The 19,836-nt window shown below is 54.1% G+C and carries 19 protein-coding genes and 1 pseudogene; 4 read left to right on the top strand and 16 right to left on the bottom strand.

Translation table 11 applies throughout. The features are described from left to right. Positions 1-105: 105 nt before the first annotated feature. The 7 genes from AAIG26_RS02630 to AAIG26_RS02600 all read right to left on the bottom strand — a co-directional run bounded on the left by AAIG26_RS02630 (position 106) and on the right by AAIG26_RS02600 (position 5,767). Entirely contained in the window at positions 106-1,062 is a 957-nt protein-coding gene (locus AAIG26_RS02630; RefSeq protein WP_343179569.1) for a cyclase family protein, read from the bottom strand. Between the two features lie 299 nt (positions 1,063-1,361). After that, the gene (pptA, locus tag AAIG26_RS02625; protein ID WP_016496030.1) at positions 1,362-1,592 is read right to left on the bottom strand and encodes a tautomerase PptA; all 231 of its coding nucleotides are present in this window, start codon (positions 1,590-1,592) and stop codon (positions 1,362-1,364) included. A 71-nt stretch (positions 1,593-1,663) separates the two neighbouring features. Continuing rightward, positions 1,664-2,707 carry an acyltransferase gene (locus AAIG26_RS02620; RefSeq protein WP_343179567.1) on the bottom strand — a complete coding sequence of 348 codons (1,044 nt, stop codon included), beginning with the start codon at positions 2,705-2,707 and terminating at the stop codon, positions 1,664-1,666. An 11-nt stretch (positions 2,708-2,718) separates the two neighbouring features. Continuing rightward, positions 2,719-3,378 (bottom strand): SGNH/GDSL hydrolase family protein, encoded by a 660-nt coding sequence (locus AAIG26_RS02615; protein ID WP_233500374.1) that lies wholly within the window; start codon positions 3,376-3,378, stop codon positions 2,719-2,721. Positions 3,379-3,567: 189 nt separating this feature from the next. Continuing rightward, complete coding sequence (locus AAIG26_RS02610; RefSeq protein ID WP_343179565.1) at positions 3,568-4,188, bottom strand: glutathione S-transferase family protein; 621 nt, start codon at positions 4,186-4,188, stop codon at positions 3,568-3,570. Between the two features lie 33 nt (positions 4,189-4,221). Then, complete coding sequence (locus AAIG26_RS02605; protein ID WP_016496026.1) at positions 4,222-4,749, bottom strand: AAA family ATPase; 528 nt, start codon at positions 4,747-4,749, stop codon at positions 4,222-4,224. A gap of 4 nt (positions 4,750-4,753) precedes the next feature. After that, a complete protein-coding gene (locus AAIG26_RS02600) occupies positions 4,754-5,767 on the bottom strand; it encodes a LacI family DNA-binding transcriptional regulator (protein ID WP_343179563.1) in 1,014 nt (337 codons plus the stop codon). 321 nt (positions 5,768-6,088) lie between these two features. Here AAIG26_RS02600 and AAIG26_RS02595 point away from each other — a divergent pair, with 321 nt between their 5' ends. Together AAIG26_RS02595 and AAIG26_RS02590 are read left to right on the top strand one after the other, a co-directional pair. Next, a complete protein-coding gene (locus tag AAIG26_RS02595; RefSeq protein WP_343179562.1) occupies positions 6,089-7,285 on the top strand; it encodes an L-talarate/galactarate dehydratase in 1,197 nt (398 codons plus the stop codon). Positions 7,286-7,364: 79 nt separating this feature from the next. Further along, the gene (locus AAIG26_RS02590) at positions 7,365-8,675 is read left to right on the top strand and encodes an MFS transporter (RefSeq protein WP_343179560.1); all 1,311 of its coding nucleotides are present in this window, start codon (positions 7,365-7,367) and stop codon (positions 8,673-8,675) included. 65 nt (positions 8,676-8,740) lie between these two features. On the opposite strand, the gene AAIG26_RS02585 is transcribed toward AAIG26_RS02590, so the two are convergent. The 7 genes and pseudogenes from AAIG26_RS02585 to AAIG26_RS02555 form a co-directional block, all read right to left on the bottom strand. Beyond that, a complete protein-coding gene (locus AAIG26_RS02585) occupies positions 8,741-9,634 on the bottom strand; it encodes a transporter substrate-binding domain-containing protein (RefSeq protein ID WP_343179559.1) in 894 nt (297 codons plus the stop codon). A 9-nt stretch (positions 9,635-9,643) separates the two neighbouring features. Then, positions 9,644-10,417, bottom strand: a complete 774-nt coding sequence (locus tag AAIG26_RS02580; protein WP_343179558.1) for an amino acid ABC transporter ATP-binding protein — start codon at positions 10,415-10,417, stop codon at positions 9,644-9,646. Further along, positions 10,401-11,324, bottom strand: coding sequence for an amino acid ABC transporter permease (locus tag AAIG26_RS02575; protein WP_016496020.1), 924 nt, complete (start codon positions 11,322-11,324; stop codon positions 10,401-10,403). The genes AAIG26_RS02580 and AAIG26_RS02575 overlap by 17 nt, the downstream gene beginning before the upstream one ends. Before the next feature lie 9 nt (positions 11,325-11,333). Continuing rightward, complete coding sequence (locus AAIG26_RS02570; RefSeq protein ID WP_343179556.1) at positions 11,334-11,843, bottom strand: GNAT family N-acetyltransferase; 510 nt, start codon at positions 11,841-11,843, stop codon at positions 11,334-11,336. A 10-nt stretch (positions 11,844-11,853) separates the two neighbouring features. After that, positions 11,854-14,117, bottom strand: a pseudogene (locus tag AAIG26_RS02565) (NtaA/DmoA family FMN-dependent monooxygenase). A 65-nt stretch (positions 14,118-14,182) separates the two neighbouring features. Then, entirely contained in the window at positions 14,183-15,304 is a 1,122-nt protein-coding gene (locus tag AAIG26_RS02560; protein ID WP_045508300.1) for an amidohydrolase, read from the bottom strand. Continuing rightward, entirely contained in the window at positions 15,301-16,317 is a 1,017-nt protein-coding gene (locus tag AAIG26_RS02555; RefSeq protein WP_343179554.1) for an MsnO8 family LLM class oxidoreductase, read from the bottom strand. The genes AAIG26_RS02560 and AAIG26_RS02555 overlap by 4 nt, the downstream gene beginning before the upstream one ends. Positions 16,318-16,470: 153 nt before the next feature. Between AAIG26_RS02555 and AAIG26_RS02550 the strand changes: the two genes are divergently transcribed. After that, positions 16,471-16,785: a hypothetical protein gene (locus tag AAIG26_RS02550; protein WP_045508294.1), complete on the top strand. Its 315-nt coding sequence runs from the start codon at positions 16,471-16,473 to the stop codon at positions 16,783-16,785. After that, positions 16,782-18,254 carry an L-asparagine permease gene (gene ansP, locus AAIG26_RS02545; RefSeq protein WP_016496014.1) on the top strand — a complete coding sequence of 491 codons (1,473 nt, stop codon included), beginning with the start codon at positions 16,782-16,784 and terminating at the stop codon, positions 18,252-18,254. The genes AAIG26_RS02550 and ansP overlap by 4 nt, the downstream gene beginning before the upstream one ends. Before the next feature lie 60 nt (positions 18,255-18,314). Here ansP and AAIG26_RS02540 read toward each other — a convergent pair whose 3' ends face one another. Together AAIG26_RS02540 and AAIG26_RS02535 are read right to left on the bottom strand one after the other, a co-directional pair. Then, the gene (locus tag AAIG26_RS02540; RefSeq protein ID WP_343179551.1) at positions 18,315-18,743 is read right to left on the bottom strand and encodes a hypothetical protein; all 429 of its coding nucleotides are present in this window, start codon (positions 18,741-18,743) and stop codon (positions 18,315-18,317) included. A 21-nt stretch (positions 18,744-18,764) separates the two neighbouring features. Beyond that, positions 18,765-19,778, bottom strand: coding sequence for an alpha/beta hydrolase (locus AAIG26_RS02535; protein WP_343179549.1), 1,014 nt, complete (start codon positions 19,776-19,778; stop codon positions 18,765-18,767). Between the last annotated feature and the right edge of the window lie 58 nt (positions 19,779-19,836).

The following is a 19,836-nucleotide window of genomic DNA, read 5'->3' as shown; positions in this document are numbered from 1 at the left end:
GATGCTTATGTAACATTAACCCGGCAAATGAAATTCGAGCCGCTCCACAGAACAATGTTTTACTAAAAATGAAAATCACTTCAGGGTAGCGCTAACAACAAACCACTAATAAATCGCCACAGGGTTGATGTTGACCTGTGTTGAACCGGTGTACAGCGGTTGGCCAAGGACGAACAAGAATTCCCAAACTTGCTTGCTGACCAGTGGACGTGTATCGATCAACTCCAGGTTGTAGATACCCCGCTTCGCTAACAGATAGTGATTGATCGGGAATTCCTCCTTAGTTGCCGGGTTTGGATACACTTCAGACGCCCAGGTATCACCGCCAAACGCGACGATCTGCTGGTCCGCCAGCCATTTTGCTGCTTCCATGCCAATGCCAGGCTCCTTTTCCAGAAACTGTTTATTGTCTTTACCAACAAGTTCCAGCCATCCGGTATTGAATAAAACGATATCGCCCTTCTTGAGGGTTAATCCCTGGTTTTTTAATACCGACTGAATATCCGCGACGCTAAACTCTGTACCGCCGGGAACAATCTTTTGTTGATAAAAAGCGGTCATATCTAATACCACACCTCGCGTTACCATCGGCGGGACTTTTTCAATACCTAATTTTTTAACCCCATCGATAGTGACAAAATCGGCCGCTTTATTACCGTTGTAATAGATATTATTAATGTCGATATGGCCAATATCATTTAACAGCGTGCCCACGCCTGTCCGTGCATTAACCTGTTCGTCACTAAAGGTGGATGTATTCGGGCCATGTGTATTCCCATCCTGCTGGTCGGGTTGAATATTGTAGAGATGAAAACAACAGTGTTGAAACGCCGGGAAATTCTTATCAACCGCTACCGACAGCGGCACCACAACGCCCTGTTTTACAAGGCGAATAGCTTGTAAAACACCCTCAGGCGTGAGCAAGTTGGCGGCACCTGTTTCGTCATTTTCACCATAAACAGAGGGATACCAGTTTTGTGATTCCGCAGCGGGTTCTGTGGCCTGTAACGGCAGTGCTGCAAACAAGGGCAATAATAATATGAAAGAACGAGATGGCTTCATGAATGACGTTCCTTGTTTAGTGCGTTGCTGCCGCAATTAATCCAACCAGCGCTTTCCGTGAAAATTATATTGCTCTATTCTTTAATCCAAGCCAGATAATAAAAACTCTAGAGTTGTATTTAAGAACGCGCAAATATGAATTTTCTGAAAGCGAAAATAATGAAAAAAGTGATGTGCTTACATTCACAATCAGAATGCTGCGTATTATATATTTCGGGCGGTTGTTCAAAAAAAACAGGATCTTTTTTTACTTATTGGTAAAAAAAAAGCCCGCGCAACAGGCGCAGGCGACAGGAAATTTACAGTGAATAGCCAGGCTTCTTGATAAGCGTGTCGATATGCGGCGCAATGTCGGTGTCCCACACCTGCGCTTTCCAGTCGTCCGGCGTGACTTCGTTAAGGGCGACGCTGACAGCGCTATCTTTGCTGTTCAAATGGCGAATAATTACCTCAGCGATATCGCTCGCCAGTGCGGTTTTTTGCTCCTCAGTCAGATCGCGTGGAAAACATTTGATATCAACGTGCGGCATAGCAAACTCCTTGTTTTATAAAGAGAGTGACAGTAGCACAAGTTACTGCTCATTGCGCCGCATTCAGGTTATCAAAGTGTGACAATTCTGGCAGCTATCTTTGATCTTTTCAGCAACGCACAGAGGCCATATGCAAGGATAAAAGCCAGCAAGGAGTAAGCAATGATATAAAGATAACTCTTCGCCCCCGGGATGCTTCCTAACAGCTTTTCATGAATAAACACGCTATGTACTTCCACCACAAAAATGTTATGAACAAGGTAAATTCCTAACACACTGTCACTCACATTACTCACCCAGCGCGGCAAGGCGTTAATATTCAGGTTAACCACAAATAAAAACAAACCGACCGATGTGATAAGTAATAATAAGTTATAAAACTTGCCATAAAAGATGGCGATCCCCGCGCTGGACGAAATGAAGGCCAATATTAACAATGCGGCAATCGCCATTATTAACGTCATAATATGCGCCACGGAGAATGGTCTGAGCGCTGGTTTAACCAGCCCGAGATAGCCGCCAATTAAAAAACAGATCAGCCCTTCCGGTTGAAAGGGAATAAGCAAGTTAAATGCAAATAGCGAGAAATGGAAACTGGCTTCCGTCCATGCATTGATTAATGTCAGATTGGCGATAATTACCATTAACACAACTACTTTCAGAATTTCACCCGCGCGCTCTTTCTTAAATGCATGGCGCATTAAAGGCGTAAAAATGTACAGCGGAATAATGGCAAATATAAACCAGAGTGGCGTTGCTTCTGTAGTGGCTTTGCTGACATTCAGGTAATTAAGAAGATTTATTTCCGGCACGTCGGTAAATCGGCTTATCCACCAGGTGTCATAGGCGTAATAAAAGAGTAACCAGAAAATCAATACGCCAACGATGCTTTTAATCTTGGCAATAACATAGTTCGCTTGATTTTCGTGTTTGTTATTTAATAAAAAATAGCCGCTACAGATAAAAAAAAGGGCAACACCAGATAGCCCCGCCTGTCTGAAAAAGCACAACACGACATCGCTTTCGTCGCGATTCAGAAAAAACAACGTCACGTGCGCCAGGATGACAAGAAAGATCGCGAGTATCTTGAGAAGGTCGATGGTTGCAATTCTCATAGCCACCTCTCCTACAGCGATAAGATAAAGTGCGTAATCTTAGTCGCCAGCCTTTCCATGCCTAATTTTGAAGGGTGCAAACCATCGGGAATCACGCCAGCTGTATTACTGGTCATAATATCCATATTGAGTTCGTTGAAGCCGGAGTTTTTTTGCAGGTCGAGATAAGGTATGGAATATTCCTCACACTTTTCTCTACTCACGTTGCAATAATCGGCCAGATAATATCCTTTGGCATTTTTTTGTCCATGACCACGCGCAATTGAAACAGGTGTCGTAACAACAAACCCTACTCTGGCCAACGGATATTTTTTTATGACCCCAGTAAGCAGTAGATCCATTGCGCCATAAAAAGTCAGTGACGTTTTATCGTGTTTATCGCCTATTTCAGTGCCGCCTTCCGAGCCGAAGTTAAAACCGAAATCGTTGCCACCGCCCCAGATAGTAATAAGATCAGGATTTTCCCCCATGGTTTTATAACGTAAACAGATGGCTGAATTATCTTGCTCATTTTTTTGTGCGATACAGGTTCCACCAATTCCGTAGTTTGTCCATTGCGCCAGCCCTAAATTCTCTGCGACGATAGGTTGATACCATCCCCGTTCTGTTATGCTGTCGCCAAGCGTAAACCATGAACCACCTTTCAAATACGAATGAATATACTCCATCATTTTCACCCTGTTAAATTACTATTCCGATTTTGCTATAGAGATCCAATATTGCGTCAACCACGAAAATTCGCCAAATGTTGTCTCATATAAATGGGGCGATTTCAAATTATTTTTTCCTCGCCCCACTTTTATATACCGCTTCAACTTATGCGAGATACTAAGAATATTAAAATAATCCGAAATAAGCGGTTAACGGATAATTTCATTATTTCGCAGTACAGTCTGTAATTGCGGTAACTGACATACCGCATCCGCGATGGCGGTAATATTTGGCGTGTGCCCGGCGAACCACGCATGACGCGGCCCCCATGTGCGCATGACGCAAAGATAAATATCCAGCAGCGTCAGTTGTTGGCCAAAAGCGTACGGTGCCGCGTGCAATTGTGTGTCGAGCCACAGATAGAGCGATTTACGGTACTTCTGGCAATTTGCTACTAATTGCTCCGGCGCATCCGCTGCCCAGCGTTCCGGGTAATCGGCGTAGGTAAAAGTGGGATAGACATTCGCGACGAGCCATACCAGCAGCCGCCAGAACTGCTGCCGTTGCGCGGTGCCTGCGGCGGGCGCGAAATCCGGGCGCTGGTCGAGGATCATCAGCGCCACGGCGGCGGATTCCGTCATCACGCTGCCATCGTCCAGTTGCAACGTTGGCACCTGGCACAACGGGTTTAATTTGCGCAGGGTATCTTGCTGTGGGCCAGGTTTGTCGAAGCCATCAACATTGACGAAGCGATAAGGGATCTCGGCCAGCGTCAGCATCACTTCGCTGATGGCCGATCCCCAGCCGGGAACACCATAAACCGTAATCATAAGGGCTCCTTATGTTCAGGATGAGCCTTAAGCTTAGGTCAGACTGGCGAGAAATTCGTCAACTTGTTGCGGCGTGGTAAGGCGGACAAAGCGCAGATGCTGATAGCGCGGATCGGCCATATCCTGCGCATAACGTTCGCGGTTTTTGCGCCAGGTCTTTAACGACCAGAGGATGATCGACTCGCGGCTCAAAAAAACACGACGCAGGCTTTCGCGATTGCCGGTTCCCGGCCATAACTCCTGTTGGCTTCTGGCGCGCGCAATAGCGCGCAGCGTCACCTGGCGCAACGTGCGCCAGAATCCGTAATCGACCCATACCACCAGATCAACGTGCCGCCATTTAATATCGCGGCTGCGGTTATAGTTGCCATCAAGCACCCAGCCGGGTTGTTCGAGCAATTTTTCCAGGCGCGCATACAACTCTTCATCCGGCGTCCCCTGCCAGTTGGGGCGCCAGTAAAGCAGATCCATTTCGATATAAGGCACATTGAGCTGGCTGGCCAGACGTTTTGCCAGCGTCGATTTTCCGCTGCCGCTGGTGCCAATAACGTTAATTCTCATGAGATCACGCTGATTCCCGTTCAATAAAATGAAAACCGATATCCACGATCTCCTCCCCGGAACGTGTTCCTTCGATGCGTTCCATCAGCAGGGTTGCCGCGCGCTGGCCGATGATTTTCCTGTCGACGCTCACCGTGGTGATGGCTGGATTATTCCCGGCGGCGAAATCGAGATCGCCAAAACCAATGAACGCCAGATCCTGCGGTACGCGCATGCCACGCGCCTGCGCCTCGACAATAGCCCCCTGCGCCAGCGTGTCGGAGCTGCAAACAATGACATCGGACTCACCCAGCGCCAGCAACTGCGATAACCCTTCGCGCCCTGAGGTAAATCGTGCCGGCAGCGCCACATCCACACTGAGCGGATCGGTAATGCCATGCCGCACCAGCGCTTCACACAGCCCGGCTTTACGCTGTGAGGCGCGTTTATCCACCGTCCACAGCAACCCCGGACGGCGATACCCTTTGCGCAACAGATACTCTGCGGTAGCCTGCCCCACTTTTTCATGCGAAAAGCCGACCAGCATATCGAGCGGTGTGGGCGTTAAATCCCAGATTTCCACTACCGGCACACTGGCGTTGAGGATCACCTTTTTCAAATCGGTTGAGTGGTGAATACCGGTCAGCACAATGCCATCCGGGCGGCGCGACAACAGCGCAGCGACCAGCTCCGCTTCGGTTTGCTGGGTATAACCGGCGACACACAGCAGCATATGGTAGCCGCGCATCGCCAGTTCATCGCTGATGGCCTGAATCGTATCGACAAACATATTGTTGTTGATCTGCGGGACGACCACGGCAATCAATTTACTGCGCCGCGATGCCAGGCCACCGGCCAGCGCGTTCGGGATATAACCCGTTGCTTTAACGGCGGCGAGCACTTTTTCCACCGTTTTCGGGCGTACCAGTTGCGGCGTGTTAAGCGCCCGACTTACGGTCATTGAGGAAAGCCCCGCAGCACGGGCAACATCTTCCAGCGTGGGCGCGCGCGGTAGTACAGGACGGGCGGTTTTCGACATGTTCACTCACAGAGAACCAGACGGTTATTGGCGATGATTAGTTTCAGTGTTTGTATTATACCCCTTTCTTCTTTCATTGCCTGTCTGCCCTCATAAATCAGTGAGTTAACTCGCATACCATCCTGTAAATGTTATCGCTATCATTTTATTGCGTGAGGCGATCTCATCAACGGGGAAATGTGATTAAGGTAGCAATACCCCCCTTTTTAGCGCCGGGTTTGTGATCGGTTGTACAAAATTCCCTCCTTTTTCTGGTGAATGTTTTCCTGTCGTTCTACAAATGTTAGCGCAAACATTATTGTTGTTCACAGGAGCAAAACCATGACCGTAAGTGCTAATTCCGATGCCGTAACCTACGCCCGCGCCTCCGGTGTCAAAACCGCAGCTGAAACCGGCGACCGTATCGAGTGGGTAAAACTCTCCCTCGCCTTTTTACCGCTGGCGACACCGGTCAGTGATGCGAAAGTGCTGACCGGGCGGCAAAAACCGCTGACAGAAGTGGCGATTATTATTGCCGAAATCCGCAGCCGCGACGGTTTCGAAGGCGTCGGTTTTAGTTACTCCAAACGCGCCGGCGGCCAGGGGATTTACGCCCATGCCAGAGAGATTGCCGATAACCTGCTCGGTGAAGATCCCAACGATATCGACAAGATTTACACCAGGCTGCTGTGGGCGGGTGCCTCCGTGGGGCGCAGCGGGATGGCGGTGCAGGCCATCTCCCCTATCGATATTGCGCTGTGGGATATGAAAGCCAAACGCGCCGGTTTACCGCTGGCGAAGCTGCTCGGCGCGCACCGAGATTCCGTGCAGTGCTACAACACCTCGGGCGGTTTTCTGCATACCCCGCTGGATCAGGTGCTGAAAAACGTCATTATTTCGCGTGAAAATGGCATCGGCGGTATCAAAATTAAAGTCGGCCAGCCGGACACCAAAGAGGACATTCGTCGTCTCACCGCCGTGCGCGAAGCGCTGGGCGATGACTTCCCGCTGATGGTGGATGCCAACCAGCAATGGGATCGCGAAACGGCGATTCGTATGGGACGCCAGATGGAAAAATTTAACCTTATCTGGATTGAAGAGCCGCTCGATGCCTACGACGTTGAAGGCCACGCCCAGCTTGCGGCCGCGCTGGATACGCCGATCGCCACCGGCGAGATGCTCACCAGTTTTCGCGAACACGAACAACTGATCCTCGGCAACGCCAGCGATTTTGTGCAGCCGGACGCACCGCGCGTTGGCGGGATCTCGCCGTTCCTGAAAATCATGGATCTGGCGGCCAGACACAACCGCAAGCTGGCACCGCATTTTGCCATGGAAGTGCATTTGCACCTGTCTGCCGCCTACCCGCTGGAGCCGTGGCTGGAGCACTTCGAATGGCTCAATCCGCTGTTTAACGAACAGCTTGAACTGCGCGATGGCCGGATGTATGTCTCCGACCGCCACGGTCTGGGCTTCACGCTGAGCGAACAGGCACGCGCCTGGACTCAGCAAAGCTGCGAATTCGGTAAACGCCCATAATCATCGATTCCGGACGGGAGGCCCCTTCCGTCTTTTTTGTACCCTACACTCGACATTCAACCCTGTTAAAGGAGTTGTGATGAATACAATAATTAAACGCACCAATGTGCGTTACGGCATTCTGTTATTTTTATTTCTTGCTACGGTATTTAATTATGCCGACCGCGCGACGCTTTCGGTTGTCGCGCCAATAATGAGTAAAGAGTTAGGTTTTGATCCCGAAGCGTTAGGTCTCGCATTTTCCGTATTTGGTATCTCCTATGTGGTAATGCAAATTCCCGGCGGCTGGCTGCTGGACAAATATGGTTCACGGTTAGTTTATGGGGCGGCGTTGATTGGCTGGTCAATCGTCACGATGTTTCAGGGTACGATTTATCTCTATGCCAGCCCGCTTATTGTGCTGGTTGTGCTGCGCCTGATGATGGGGGCCATTGAAGCGCCCGCCTTCCCGGCCAACAGCCGTCTTAGCGTGCAGTGGTTTCCTGATAAAGAGCGTGGTTTCGTCACGGCGGTTTACCAGGCTGCGCAATATATTTCGTTAGGTATTATCACTCCGCTGATGACGATTATTTTGCACACCCTGAGTTGGCATTATGTTTTCTATTATATTGGCGCGACTGGCGTAGTGCTGGGGATATTCTGGTTAATTAAAGTGCGTGACCCGTTATCCCATAAAGAGATTAACCAGCAGGAGATTGATTATATTCGTGATGGCGGCGGCGAGCCGGAATTAGGCAGTAAAAAAGGACCGGCGAAAATCAGTTTCGCGCACCTAAAAAGTGTCTGCGTGAATCGCATGATGATCGGCGTTTATATTGGTCAGTTCTGCGTGACGTCAATTACCTGGTTTTTTCTCACCTGGTTTCCCACCTACCTTTATCAGGCCAAAGGGATGTCGATTTTAAAAGTGGGCTTTGTCGCCAGCATTCCGGCTATTGCCGGGTTTATCGGCGGCCTGCTGGGCGGCGTAGTATCCGACTGGCTGCTGACGCGCGGCTACAGCCTGACCACCGCGCGTAAATTCCCCGTTATCTGCGGCATGCTGCTCTCCTGCGTGATTGTGCTCGCTAATTACACCGATTCAGAAGTGGTGGTGATTGCAGCCATGAGCGTGGCGTTCTTCGCCAAAGGGTTTGGCAACCTTGGCTGGTGCGTGCTCAGCGATACGTCGCCAAAAGAGGTGCTGGGAATAGCCGGTGGCGTGTTCAATATGTGCGGCAATCTGGCGAGCATTGTTACACCGCTGGTGATTGGTGTGATCCTCGCCAATACCCATTCCTTTGATTACGCGATCCTCTATGTCGGCTCAATGGGGCTGATTGGTCTCTTCTCGTACCTGTTTATTGTTGGTTCGCTGGCGCGAATTACGCTTACGCCGACCACAGCCTGAAACTGGCGACCCGATGCGCCACGCTGTTCCGCAAGTTGTACTCCCGGCGGAACAGCGTTTTTTGTTTAATCGTAAGTGATCCCCGGTGGGTTGACCTGCGAATGTTCAACCGCTTCCCCCTGCTCTCCCCAGCGCGCCAGCACCTGTTGATATTCACCGCGCGCGATTGCGCCATCCAGCGCCGCCTGCAAGGCATACACAAGGCCGTTCCCTTTTTTCGTGGTGGTTGCGACCCACGCTTTTTTCGGCCCCAGGCCGACGACTTTCGTGTTGCCGTTAAGCGCCGCTTTGTAGGCCGCGACGGACTGCGGGCCAAACACCACATCCGCGCGACCGGACTGAATATACAAATTCCCCGAGGCGTCATCTGTCAGATAAACCGGCTGCGCTAACGGGCGACCGGCGGCCTGGTTCTCTTCATTCCAGCGCAGCAAAATACGCTCCTGATTGGTGCCGGAACCAACAATCACTTTACGCCCGGCGAGATCGCCTGCGGAGCGGATCGCCTGAATTGCGCTGGAGGATTTCACCGAAAACGCCAGTGAATCCGCGCGGTAGGTGGCGAAGTCAAACTTCTGTTTGCGCGCTTCGGTAACCGCGATATTCACCAGCGCGACATCATAACGCCCGGAAGTAATACCCAGCGGCCAGTCTTCCCATGCGGTTGGCACCAGCCTGAGCTTTAAACCGAGGCTTTGCGCCAGTAAACGGGCGATATCCGGATCGCTGCCGATGCGTGTGCGATTATCGCTGGCGACCAGCGCCAGTGGCGGTGAGTTAAGCGCCGAGATCGCCACGGTTAATGTCCCCGGTTCGACAAAGCGATAATTCGCCGGGATTTTCGCAATCGCCGCGGCGTTGCGCTGCACGGTAACCGGCTGTTCATTAGCCTTTAAATCCAGTTGTCCGGCGGCGAAACTGCCCGTGCTGACCAGCAGCAGCGCCAGTAATCGTTTCATGGTGGCTCCTTATAAGACCTTCGATAAAAACTGGCGTGTACGCGGATGCTGCGGGTGATTCAGCACCTCGTCGCTGCTTCCCTGTTCAACAATTTTGCCCTCGACCATAAACACCACCTGATCGGCGACTTCGCGGGCAAAGCCGATTTCATGCGTCACCACCACCAGCGTGGAACCGGCGCGCGCCAGCTTTTTGATCACATCCAGCACCTCACCCACCAGTTCCGGATCCAGCGCCGATGTCGGCTCATCGAATAACATCACCCGCGGGCGCAGCGAAAGCGCGCGGGCAATGGCGATGCGCTGCTGCTGTCCGCCGGAAAGATGGCGTGACCAGGCATCGGCTTTATTACGCAATCCCACCACATCCAGCAGATAGTATGCCTGTTCGATGGCCTCTTTACGGCTCAGCTTTTTGTGGGCAATCGGCGCTTCAATCAGGTTTTCCAGCACCGTCAGGTGCGGGAACAAATTGAAATTCTGAAACACATACCCGACGTTAACGCGCTGGCGCAAAATCTCCTTCTCTTTCAGCTCATACAGTTTGTCGCCGTGCAGGCGATAACCGATGTATTCGCCATCAATGCGTATAAACCCTTCATCCACGCGCTCAAGGTGATTAATGGTGCGCAGCAGCGTCGATTTCCCGGAGCCGGATGGCCCCAGGATCACCGTGACCGAACCGGGCGGGATCTCCAGCGACACCTCATCCAGCGCTTTATGGCGACCAAAATATTTGCTGACGCCGGTAATCGAAATATGACCATTAAGAGAGGTTGGCATGAACAGCCTCCTGCGGTTGCGCTACGCGGGCAGTGGAATATGAACGAATCCGCGAGGGTGAAATGGCTGAACGCCGTTCGCTGCGCGCCAGCCAGCGTTCAACCAGATACTGAATGGCCGACAGCACGCTGGTGATCACCAGATACCACACTGCGCCAACCATCAGCAGCGGGATAACCTCCTGCGTGCGGTTGTAAATCATCTGAATGGTGTAAAACAGCTCCGGCATCGCCAGCACATAAACCATCGCTGTGCCTTTGGCGAGGCTGATGATCTCGTTAAAACCGGAGGGTAAAATCGTGCGCAGCGCCTGCGGCAGAATAATGCGCAGCGTGCGCCGCCAGGCGGGTAACCCCAGCGCGGCCGCCGCTTCGTACTGCCCGTGATCGACCCCAAGAAAGCCGCCGCGAATAATCTCGGCGGTATAGGCACTTTGCACCAGCGTCAACCCGACAACCGCCGTGGAAAACTGCCCAAGGACATTGATGGTTTGATAGCTCGCCCACTCAATGCCGGTAAACGGAATGCCGAGCGATAAGGTGTCGTACAGATAGGAGAAGTTATAAAGAATGATCAGCACCACAATCAGCGGCAGCGAGCGAAACAGCCAGATATAACTCCACGCAAGACTACTCAGTAGCCACGACGACGAAAGCCTGGCTAGCGCCAGTAAACCGCCGAAAATCACGCTCAACGCCGTGCCGAGCAAGGTCAGCAACAGCGTCTGCCCTAACCCTTCGAGGATCACCGGGTCGAAAAACCAACGGGCAAACACTTTCCATTCCCAGCGTGGGTTAAAAGCCACGGACTGAACAATCGCCGCCAGCACAAACAGGGCGACAAGTGCGCCGACCGTACGCAGTGGGTAGCGCGCGGGCACCACCTTGATGGTTTCTGTATTCTTCATCGTCGCTCCTCAGGCGGTTTTGCTTAAACGCTCAACCGACAACGCTTTGCTAAAGCGCAGCCGACCGTCGAACGGCGGCTGGCTGTACTCTTCCGGATCGCGATGGATATCAAACTGCGGCTGATAGCCCTGGCTGAGATACAGCCGCACCGCTTCCGGCTGGCGAAAACCGGTGGTCAGGTAGATGTGGCTGTAACCGGCCAGTACCGCGCGCCGCTCCAGCTCCTGCATGATTCTGGCCGCCAGCCCTTGCTTACGCAGTTCATGCTTCGTCCAGATACGTTTGATCTCCGCCGTATGGGCATCAAACGGTTTGTAGGCACCGGTCGCGATAATTTCTCCCTCACGCTCCAGCACAATAAACAGCCCCTGCGGCGCCAAATACCACTCGGTGAGTTCCACTTCGGCGCTGCGGGAAAAATAGTCGCCATAGCGGGCAGCGTATTCGCCAAACAGCCCGTCTAAAATCGGCTGCAATTCCGGTGCATCTGGCGAGACATCGCGGAAACGTTCACTCATGACTGCCTCCTTAATCGCCAAGCCCCGCCGGATTCACCTCCGACGCCGGAATACGCTCGACGCCCTCGCCCCAGCGATTGAGCACCTTGTCGTAGTCGCCGGTTTTGATCGCGCCATTGAGCGCCGTTTGCACCGGTTCAACCAGCCCGCTGCCTTTACGCAGGGTCACCGCGATATGCGCCGCTTTCGGCCAGCCGCCGTCCACGCTGCCAACCAGTTTGGTTTTGCCGGTCAGCGCCGCTTTCCATGCGCCGATGACGTTCGGGCCAAAGTAAGCGTCGGCGCGACCAGATTGCAGCGCCAGCGTCTGGGCGGCATCATCTTTGGTGTAGACCGGCGTAAAGGGTTTCAGCCCCTTTTTCACGTTTTCCGCGTTCCACGCCAGCAGGATCGCCTCCTGGTTCGTGCCGGAGCCGACAATAATGCGCAGCCCGGCAATGTCTTCCGCTTTTTTAATCGATGTCAGCGGACTGGTGGATTTGACGTAAAAACCGAGGGAATCCTTGCGGTAAGTGGCGAAGTCGAACTTCGCTTTGCGCTCTTTGGTGACGGTAATATTGCTGATCGCTGCATCATATTTGCCGGAGGTGACGCCGAGCGGCCAGTCCTCCCACGATGTCGGCACCACGTTCAGCTCCAGACCTAAGCTGCTGGCCACCAGGCGGGCAATGTCCACTTCGCTGCCGAGCAGAGTTTTATTGTCATCCGCAAAGACCGTCAGCGGCGGCGAGTTGAGCGCTGCCACGGCGACGGTCAGTTTTCCCGGCACGACAAAGTGGTAATCCTTCGGCAACTGCGCAATGGCTTGCGCGTTTTTCGCGGTGGTGATCGGCGTCTTGTTGGCTTCCAGGCTCACGCCCGTCCCGTTGATATTGACATCTTCGGCCCAGGCCAGTGGTGTCAGGGCCAGCGTTGCCGCCAGCAATAGCGATGTTTTCTGCATAGCGTTTTCTTCTTTTATTGTTGTGAGGACGGATGAACAGGCAGCGGTAAACCTAAACTCTCGCGCAGCGTCGTGCCGGGGTATTCCGTGCGGAACAGGCCGCGGGCCTGCAGCAGCGGCACCACTTTTTCGACAAAGCGCGGGAACGTATCCGGCGTACCGCCCTGGATGATAAAGCCGTCAGCGGCGTAGCTTTCGAACCACTGTTGCAGCCCATCGGCCACTTGCTGCGCCGTGCCGTAAAAGCGTGGGCGCGGCGAGGCGCTCTCCAGCGCCACCTGGCGCAGCGTTAACTGACGCTCGCGCGCATTACGCTTGATCTCATCAGTGGTGCTGCGAAAACTGTTTTGCCCCAAATCGCCGATATCCGGGAACGGCTCGTCGAGCGGGTACTGGCTGAAGTCATGGTGTTCGAAATAGCGCCCGAGGTAGTTCAGCGCATCCGTAATGGAGACCAGCGCGGCGGTGGTCTGGTACTGCTGTTCAGCATCTTCTTCGCTGTCGCCGACAATCACGCTGACGCCCTGGAAAATATGCAGGTCATCATGGCGGCGGCCATATTTTTCCAGCTGATTTTTCACATCGCGATAAAACGTTTTAGCTTCATCAAGCGTCTCCTGATGCGTAAAAATGGCGTCGGCGTGACGGGCGGCCAGTTGTTTTCCATCGTCTGAAGCACCGGCCTGGAAAATAATCGGTCGCCCCTGCGGTGTGCGGCCAATATTAAGCGGCCCGGCAACCTGGAAAAAATCACCGTGGTGATTCAGCGGGTGTAATTTAGTGGCGTCAAAGAATTGTCCGGTCGCTTTATTGCGCACAAACGCGTCCTCTTCCCAGGAGTTCCATAACCCTTTCACCACATCGAGATATTCATCGGCAATGCGGTAACGTAAGGCGTGATCCGGGTGCTGCGCGCGGGAGAAGTTTTTCGCCGAACCCTCCAGCGGCGAGGTCACCACGTTCCAGCCCGCGCGCCCGTTGCTCAGATGATCAAGGCTTGCGAACTGGCGCGCGACGGTAAATGGCTCGCTGTAGGAGGTGGAAAGTGTGCCCACCAGACCGAGGTGCGAGGTCACGCTGGCGAGCGCGGATAATACTGTAATGGGTTCAAAACGATTTAAAAAATGCGGGATCGATTTTTCGTTGATATATAAGCCGTCGGCGACAAAGAGAAAGTCCAGTTTCCCCTGTTCGGCAATACGCGCGGTTTCCTGCACGAAGCCAAAATTAATGCTGGCATCGGCGAGCGCCGCCGGATGTCGCCACGCGGACATATTTCCCGACGCACCATGTAATATGGTGCCAAGCCGCAGTTGTCGTGCTGTAGACATAAACGATCCTCATATTCAGGCAACAGGTGGCCCGGAGCGTGCGCCCCAGGCAGACAAATTTCACATCAGGATTGCAGCAGTGCTTTTTCTGCCAGCAGCGCGAAATAACGCGCCGCCTCTTCGATTAACGCTTCATCGGGGTTAAACGCCGGGTGGTGCAGGCCGTAATCGCTGTCGCTGCCGATGCTGACAAACGCGCCGGGAATATGCTGCAAATAGACGGCGAAATCCTCGCCACCCATGTGCAGATCCGCCTCCTGCGTCTGGTAACCGTGCCAGTCGGCGACATCGCGGGCGAACGTGGCCCAGCGATCGTGATTGACCAGCGCGGCAGGTCCTGCAAACCAGCGCACCGTGATATTGGCGTCAAACGCCTGCGCCAGACCGGCGGCAATATCGTCGACGCGGCGTTTCACCGTGTCGCGCACCGCCGTCTGGTGAGTACGCAGTGTGCCTTCCAGCTCGACATGTTCCGGCAGCACATTCCACGTATTGCCCCCCTGAATGCGGGTGACGCTCAACACCACCGACTCCAGCGTATTGACGTTACGGCTGGCAATGCTTTGCAGCGCGACCACCAGTTGGCTGGCGAGCAAAATGGCGTCGTTACCTTCGTGCGGGCGTGCGGCGTGCGCGCCTTTGCCGGTGACGGTCAGCGAAAAACGATCCACATTGGCGTAAAACGCGCCGCCGCGCGTGGCAAACGATCCGACCGGTAAGCCAGGTTCGTTATGCATGCCAAAGATGGCGCTAACGTTGTCCAGTGCGCCAGCGTCGATCAGCCGTTTCGCGCCGCCAAAATTTTCTTCCGCGGGCTGGAACAGAATGCGTACTCTGCCCGGCAGTTGCGGCTCTTTCTGTTTCAGCAGCAGCGCCGCGCCGAGCATGACGCTGGAGTGAATATCATGCCCGCAGGCGTGCATCACGCCAGGGTTGCGCGAGGCAAACGGCACGTCGACCGCTTCTTCTATCGGTAAGGCATCGATATCGGCGCGCAGGGCGATCACTTTTTCACCGCTGCCCACTTCCGCAACCACGCCTGTCGGCAGGCTTAACGGCAGCAATCTCAGCCCGGCGCTCTCCAGCCAGTGGCGAATGCGCCGGGTGGTTTCAAACTCCTGCAACGACAACTCTGGGTGCTGGTGTAACTCGCGTCGCCAGTCGATCAGTTGTTCCGCAAAGCTCATCCCGCCACCTCCTGCGTTGCTTTGGTGTCGGCGTGGGCCTGCGCCAGCCGCAATACAGAGGTCAGCCGCGCGCTGCCTTCGCTGATCGGCGTATCGATAATAAATTCATCAATAGCGAACTGCTGGTGCAGGTGATCCAGCCCCGCCAGCACCTGTTGTGGCGTGCCGGCGATCAGTGACGGTTCGCGTTTTGCGATGCGCACTGCCGGGCTGCCTGCCTGGCGGGCAAACGCCTGACCTTGCGCCTCGCTGGCGACGCTCACCCGCTGGCCGTTTGCCAGCTCAACGCCCCAGACTTCAACCTGTTGCGCCAGCGCATTCGCCTGGGCTTCGGTTTCCGCGACGATCACCTGCACAGCAACCAGCGTGTCGCGCTGGCTCTGCTGCTGCCACTGTGTGACAACGTCACGCAAAAGAGCTTTGTCACCGTTGAGATGGGCGGCAAAAACGAAATTCCAGTCCAGCTTTGCCGCAAGCGCCGCGCTTTCGAGGCTTGCGCCGAGCAGAAAACTGTCTGCACGCTGCGGGGGTAACGGCGTTGCCAGCACGGTTTCTTCCGCGTGGTCATCTTTTGCCAGGGATAACCAGTTATCCAGCTGCGCGAGTTGATCGGCAAAACTGCCCTTTTCGGCGCTGTTTATCCCTTGCTGCAGTGCGCGGGTGGAGAGCGGCAAGCCTCCGGGGGCTTTGCCAACGCCAAGATCAACGCGGCCCGGCGCAAGCGTGGCCAGCAGGTTGAAGTTTTCTGCGACTTTGAACGGGCTGTAATGTTGCAGCATCACCCCGCCGGAACCGACGCGAATTCGCCGCGTTTGACCCAGTATCCAGGCGATAACCAGCTCCGGCGACGGGCTGGCCAGCTGGGTGGTGTTGTGATGTTCGGCAATCCAGAAGCGGTGATAGCCCCAGTTTTCCGCCTGCTGCGCCAGTTGCAGCGTGCGGGCCAGGGCGTCCTGTGCGGTTTCGTGCTCCGCGATGGGGCTTTTATCCAGCAAACTCAGGCGATAAGACATGCAATAGACTCGCGTTAGAGAAGATAACCCCATTAATAGGGCGACGCGCGCATGCTGTGAAACAATTAATTTACATTAAATAAGCAAAAAATTTGCAAAGACGTTGTTCCCCGGCGCTGCACTTACTTTCTGTGCGAAAGACAATCCGGCAATATGTTTGCAAATTTGTTACATATTCGTATTACTGATGGTGGTTTTTTCTGTTGCATTTTTCAGCAAGTTGAATCATTTGCACTGCTTGTCCCTGCCAACCTCACAATTTCCGCTAATAGTCGGCTGCGATGGCACTGGTATGTTTTGCGTCGTATATCGATTGCGGTTACGATGCTGCGCCATGTTTGGTCTTATCCATACGAAGAAACACTGGAAAGACAGAACATTTTCCCGCGCCAGGCAATCGATTGGTTTTCTGCCTGCCGGGTAGAGGAATTCCGCAAGGTTCAGACAGGTAAACAGGTAACGCAATGAAAACAGACAACAACGTCACGGATCATCACGCCGCGAAACGACGCTGGCTCAATTCTCACGAAGAGGGCTACAACCGCGCGATGGGTAACCGCCAGGTGCAAATGATTGCTATCGGCGGCGCAATCGGTACGGGTTTATTTCTGGGCGCAGGTGCCCGACTGCAGATGGCGGGGCCGTCGCTGGCTATCGTTTATCTGGTGTGTGGTATTTTCTCCTTCTTCATTCTGCGCGCGCTGGGCGAACTGGTATTACACCGCCCTTCCAGCGGCAGCTTCGTCTCTTATGCGCGTGAATTCCTTGGCGAAAAAGCCGCGTATGTCGCCGGCTGGATGTATTTCATCAACTGGGCGATGACCGGCATCGTGGATATCACCGCCGTTGCGCTTTATATGCATTACTGGGGCGCGTTTGGTGATGTGCCGCAATGGGTATTCGCCCTTGGCGCGCTGGCGATTGTCGGCACCATGAACATGATCGGCGTGAAGTGGTTCGCAGAGATGGAGTTCTGGTTTGCGCTGGTCAAGGTGCTGGCGATTGTGGTGTTCCTGGTCGTCGGGACGATTTTCCTCGGCAGCGGTAAACCGCTCGATGGCGGCGCGACCGGCTTCCATTTGATCACCGATAACGGCGGTTTCTTCCCGCACGGTCTGTTACCGGCACTGGTGCTGGTGCAGGGCGTGGTGTTCGCATTCGCCTCTATTGAACTGGTTGGTACGGCGGCGGGCGAATGTAAAGATCCGCAGACCATGGTACCGAAAGCTATTAACAGCGTTATCTGGCGTATCGGTCTGTTCTATGTCGGCTCCGTGGTGCTGCTGGTTCTGTTGCTGCCGTGGAATGCTTATCAGGCGGGGCAAAGCCCGTTTGTCACCTTCTTCTCCAAACTGGGCGTGCCGTATATCGGCGACATTATGAATATGGTGGTGCTGACCGCCGCGCTCTCCAGCCTCAACTCCGGGCTTTATAGCACGGGTCGTATTCTGCGCTCGATGTCGATGGGCGGTTCCGCACCGAAATTTATGTCGAAAATGAGCCGCCACCACGTACCTTACGCGGGCATTCTGGCGACCATTTGCGTCTATATTGTTGGCGTGTTCCTGAACTACCTGGTGCCATCGCAGGTGTTTGAAATCGTGCTTAACGTTGCCTCGCTGGGGATTATTGCTTCCTGGGGCTTTATCGTGGTGTGCCAGATGCGTCTGCGCAAAGCTATCCACGAAGGCAAAGCGGCGGATGTCAGCTTTAAAATGCCTGGCGCTCCGGTGACCTCATGGCTGACGCTGCTGTTCCTGCTTAGCGTGCTGGTGCTGATGGCGTTCGATTATCCGAACGGCACGTACACCATCGGTTCTATTCCGCTGATCGCGGTGTTGTTGGTTGCGGGCTGGTTTGGCGTGCGTAAGCGCGTTAATGAGATCCATAGCACCGCGCCGGTTCACCCGGATTCTGCACAGAAGACACGGTCGTAACACGTCATAAAAGCAAAAAGCCGCAGCGGAAACGTTGCGGCTTTTTTGTTGGCGCGAAAGTTACGCCTGCGCTTGTTTAAAACGTTGCCAGGCGGCAGTAATCTGCGGCGCAATCAACGCATAGTTTTCCTGGGTATTAGCCACGTGGTAGATCGTTGGCAGCCCTGTCGCCAGCACGCGCTCGTAATCGTCAAAATACCCTGCCGTCTCAGTGGTGTAGTAATAGTCAGTGAAAGCCTGACCCTCTGCGTTTAAATCCTCTTTCCAGAATTTTTCATCACACATATTGATGAGAAAATCGCGACCCGTGATCGCGCGGTTGCGCACTGCGGCCAGCTCATCAGCAGACTCTTCCCGGTGAAACTCCCCTTCGAGCTGGTTGTCGATAATCCACGTCAGGTAAAAGCCGATATGGGTACCGGCGTTCTCCATCGGCAGCTCGTCCGGATATTGCCCGCCGTAGTGCCAGTCCATTCTATCGATAGCCATCTTATCCCCTTGGGAATGTTGTTAATCGGGACACGCGCCATTGCGTATCCAGCCTGAAATCATGTCCAGCGCGCCGGCTGCATACGCCTTACGCCCTGATAACAGAAATACCCCTTGTTTCCACGCTGGCCACTGGGACGCTAATTGATAATCGTACCAGCGGCTGTTGAGCAGCCCGTGCGTGGCCGCCGGGATCAGGCGCAGGCAATGTGGCGTTTTCACCGGTAACCGCGCCCGCCAGACAGCCAGCGTTTCCTTTGAATCAACATTGCGATCGTCTTGCCCCATCAACACCATGACCGGCGTTTGCATGCTGCCAATGGCAACACGCGCATCGGCAAGCGCGTTACGGCGTTCAAAATCGTCGCGCGTGCAAACTGCGGCGCACGGGCGGGACGTGATTTCTTGCGTATAGTGCGCATCAAACGCGGCGGTATCGCTCGCCACCTCACGGGCAATTTCATTCGCAGGTTGACCGGCAAGCTGCAAACGCTGGCGCAAATAATATGCCCCCTGGTTACGCCAGTTTATTGCCGGGCCCACCAGAACGGCAAAATCGGCCTGCGCCAACTGGCTGGCCTGCGGCACCACCCAGCCCGCCTGAGAAAAGCCAACAAAACCTAACCGGCTGTGCGCCAGCGCCGGTTGCTGTCGCAATTGTTGCAGTATAAAAGCGGCTTCCAGCGCGCGATCGTCCATGGTTTGCGCCAGCCAGTTTCCTGTGCTCTCACCAACACCGGGTTTATCCCACGAAAAGACCGCAATCCCCTGCGAGACAAGATGGTTCACCAGCGGCAGATAGCCACCATCAGACCAGCGATCCTGCGCGCCATCGCCATGAACCAGCAGCGCCACCGGCGGCGGCGAGACACCTGCGGGCAGGATCAACGTTCCAGCCAGTGAATCGCTACCGTGGGTGATGCGCAGGGTTTGTTGCCCGCCCGCATCGGGAACGTCAAATTCGCTCAGGCGGAAAAAGAGAAAAAGCGCCAGCAAAAGAGCGGTCACGATCGTGGCAAGCAATGTACTGCGCATGGTATTTCCTTGCTGTATAAGAAAAAGCTCCCCGCAGGGAGCTTAAGGTATCAAACGA

The organism is Kosakonia sp. PSU_27, assembly GCF_039409795.1.
Classification (GTDB): domain Bacteria; phylum Pseudomonadota; class Gammaproteobacteria; order Enterobacterales; family Enterobacteriaceae; genus Kosakonia.
This window is presented reverse-complemented; position numbering and strand designations above follow the sequence as displayed.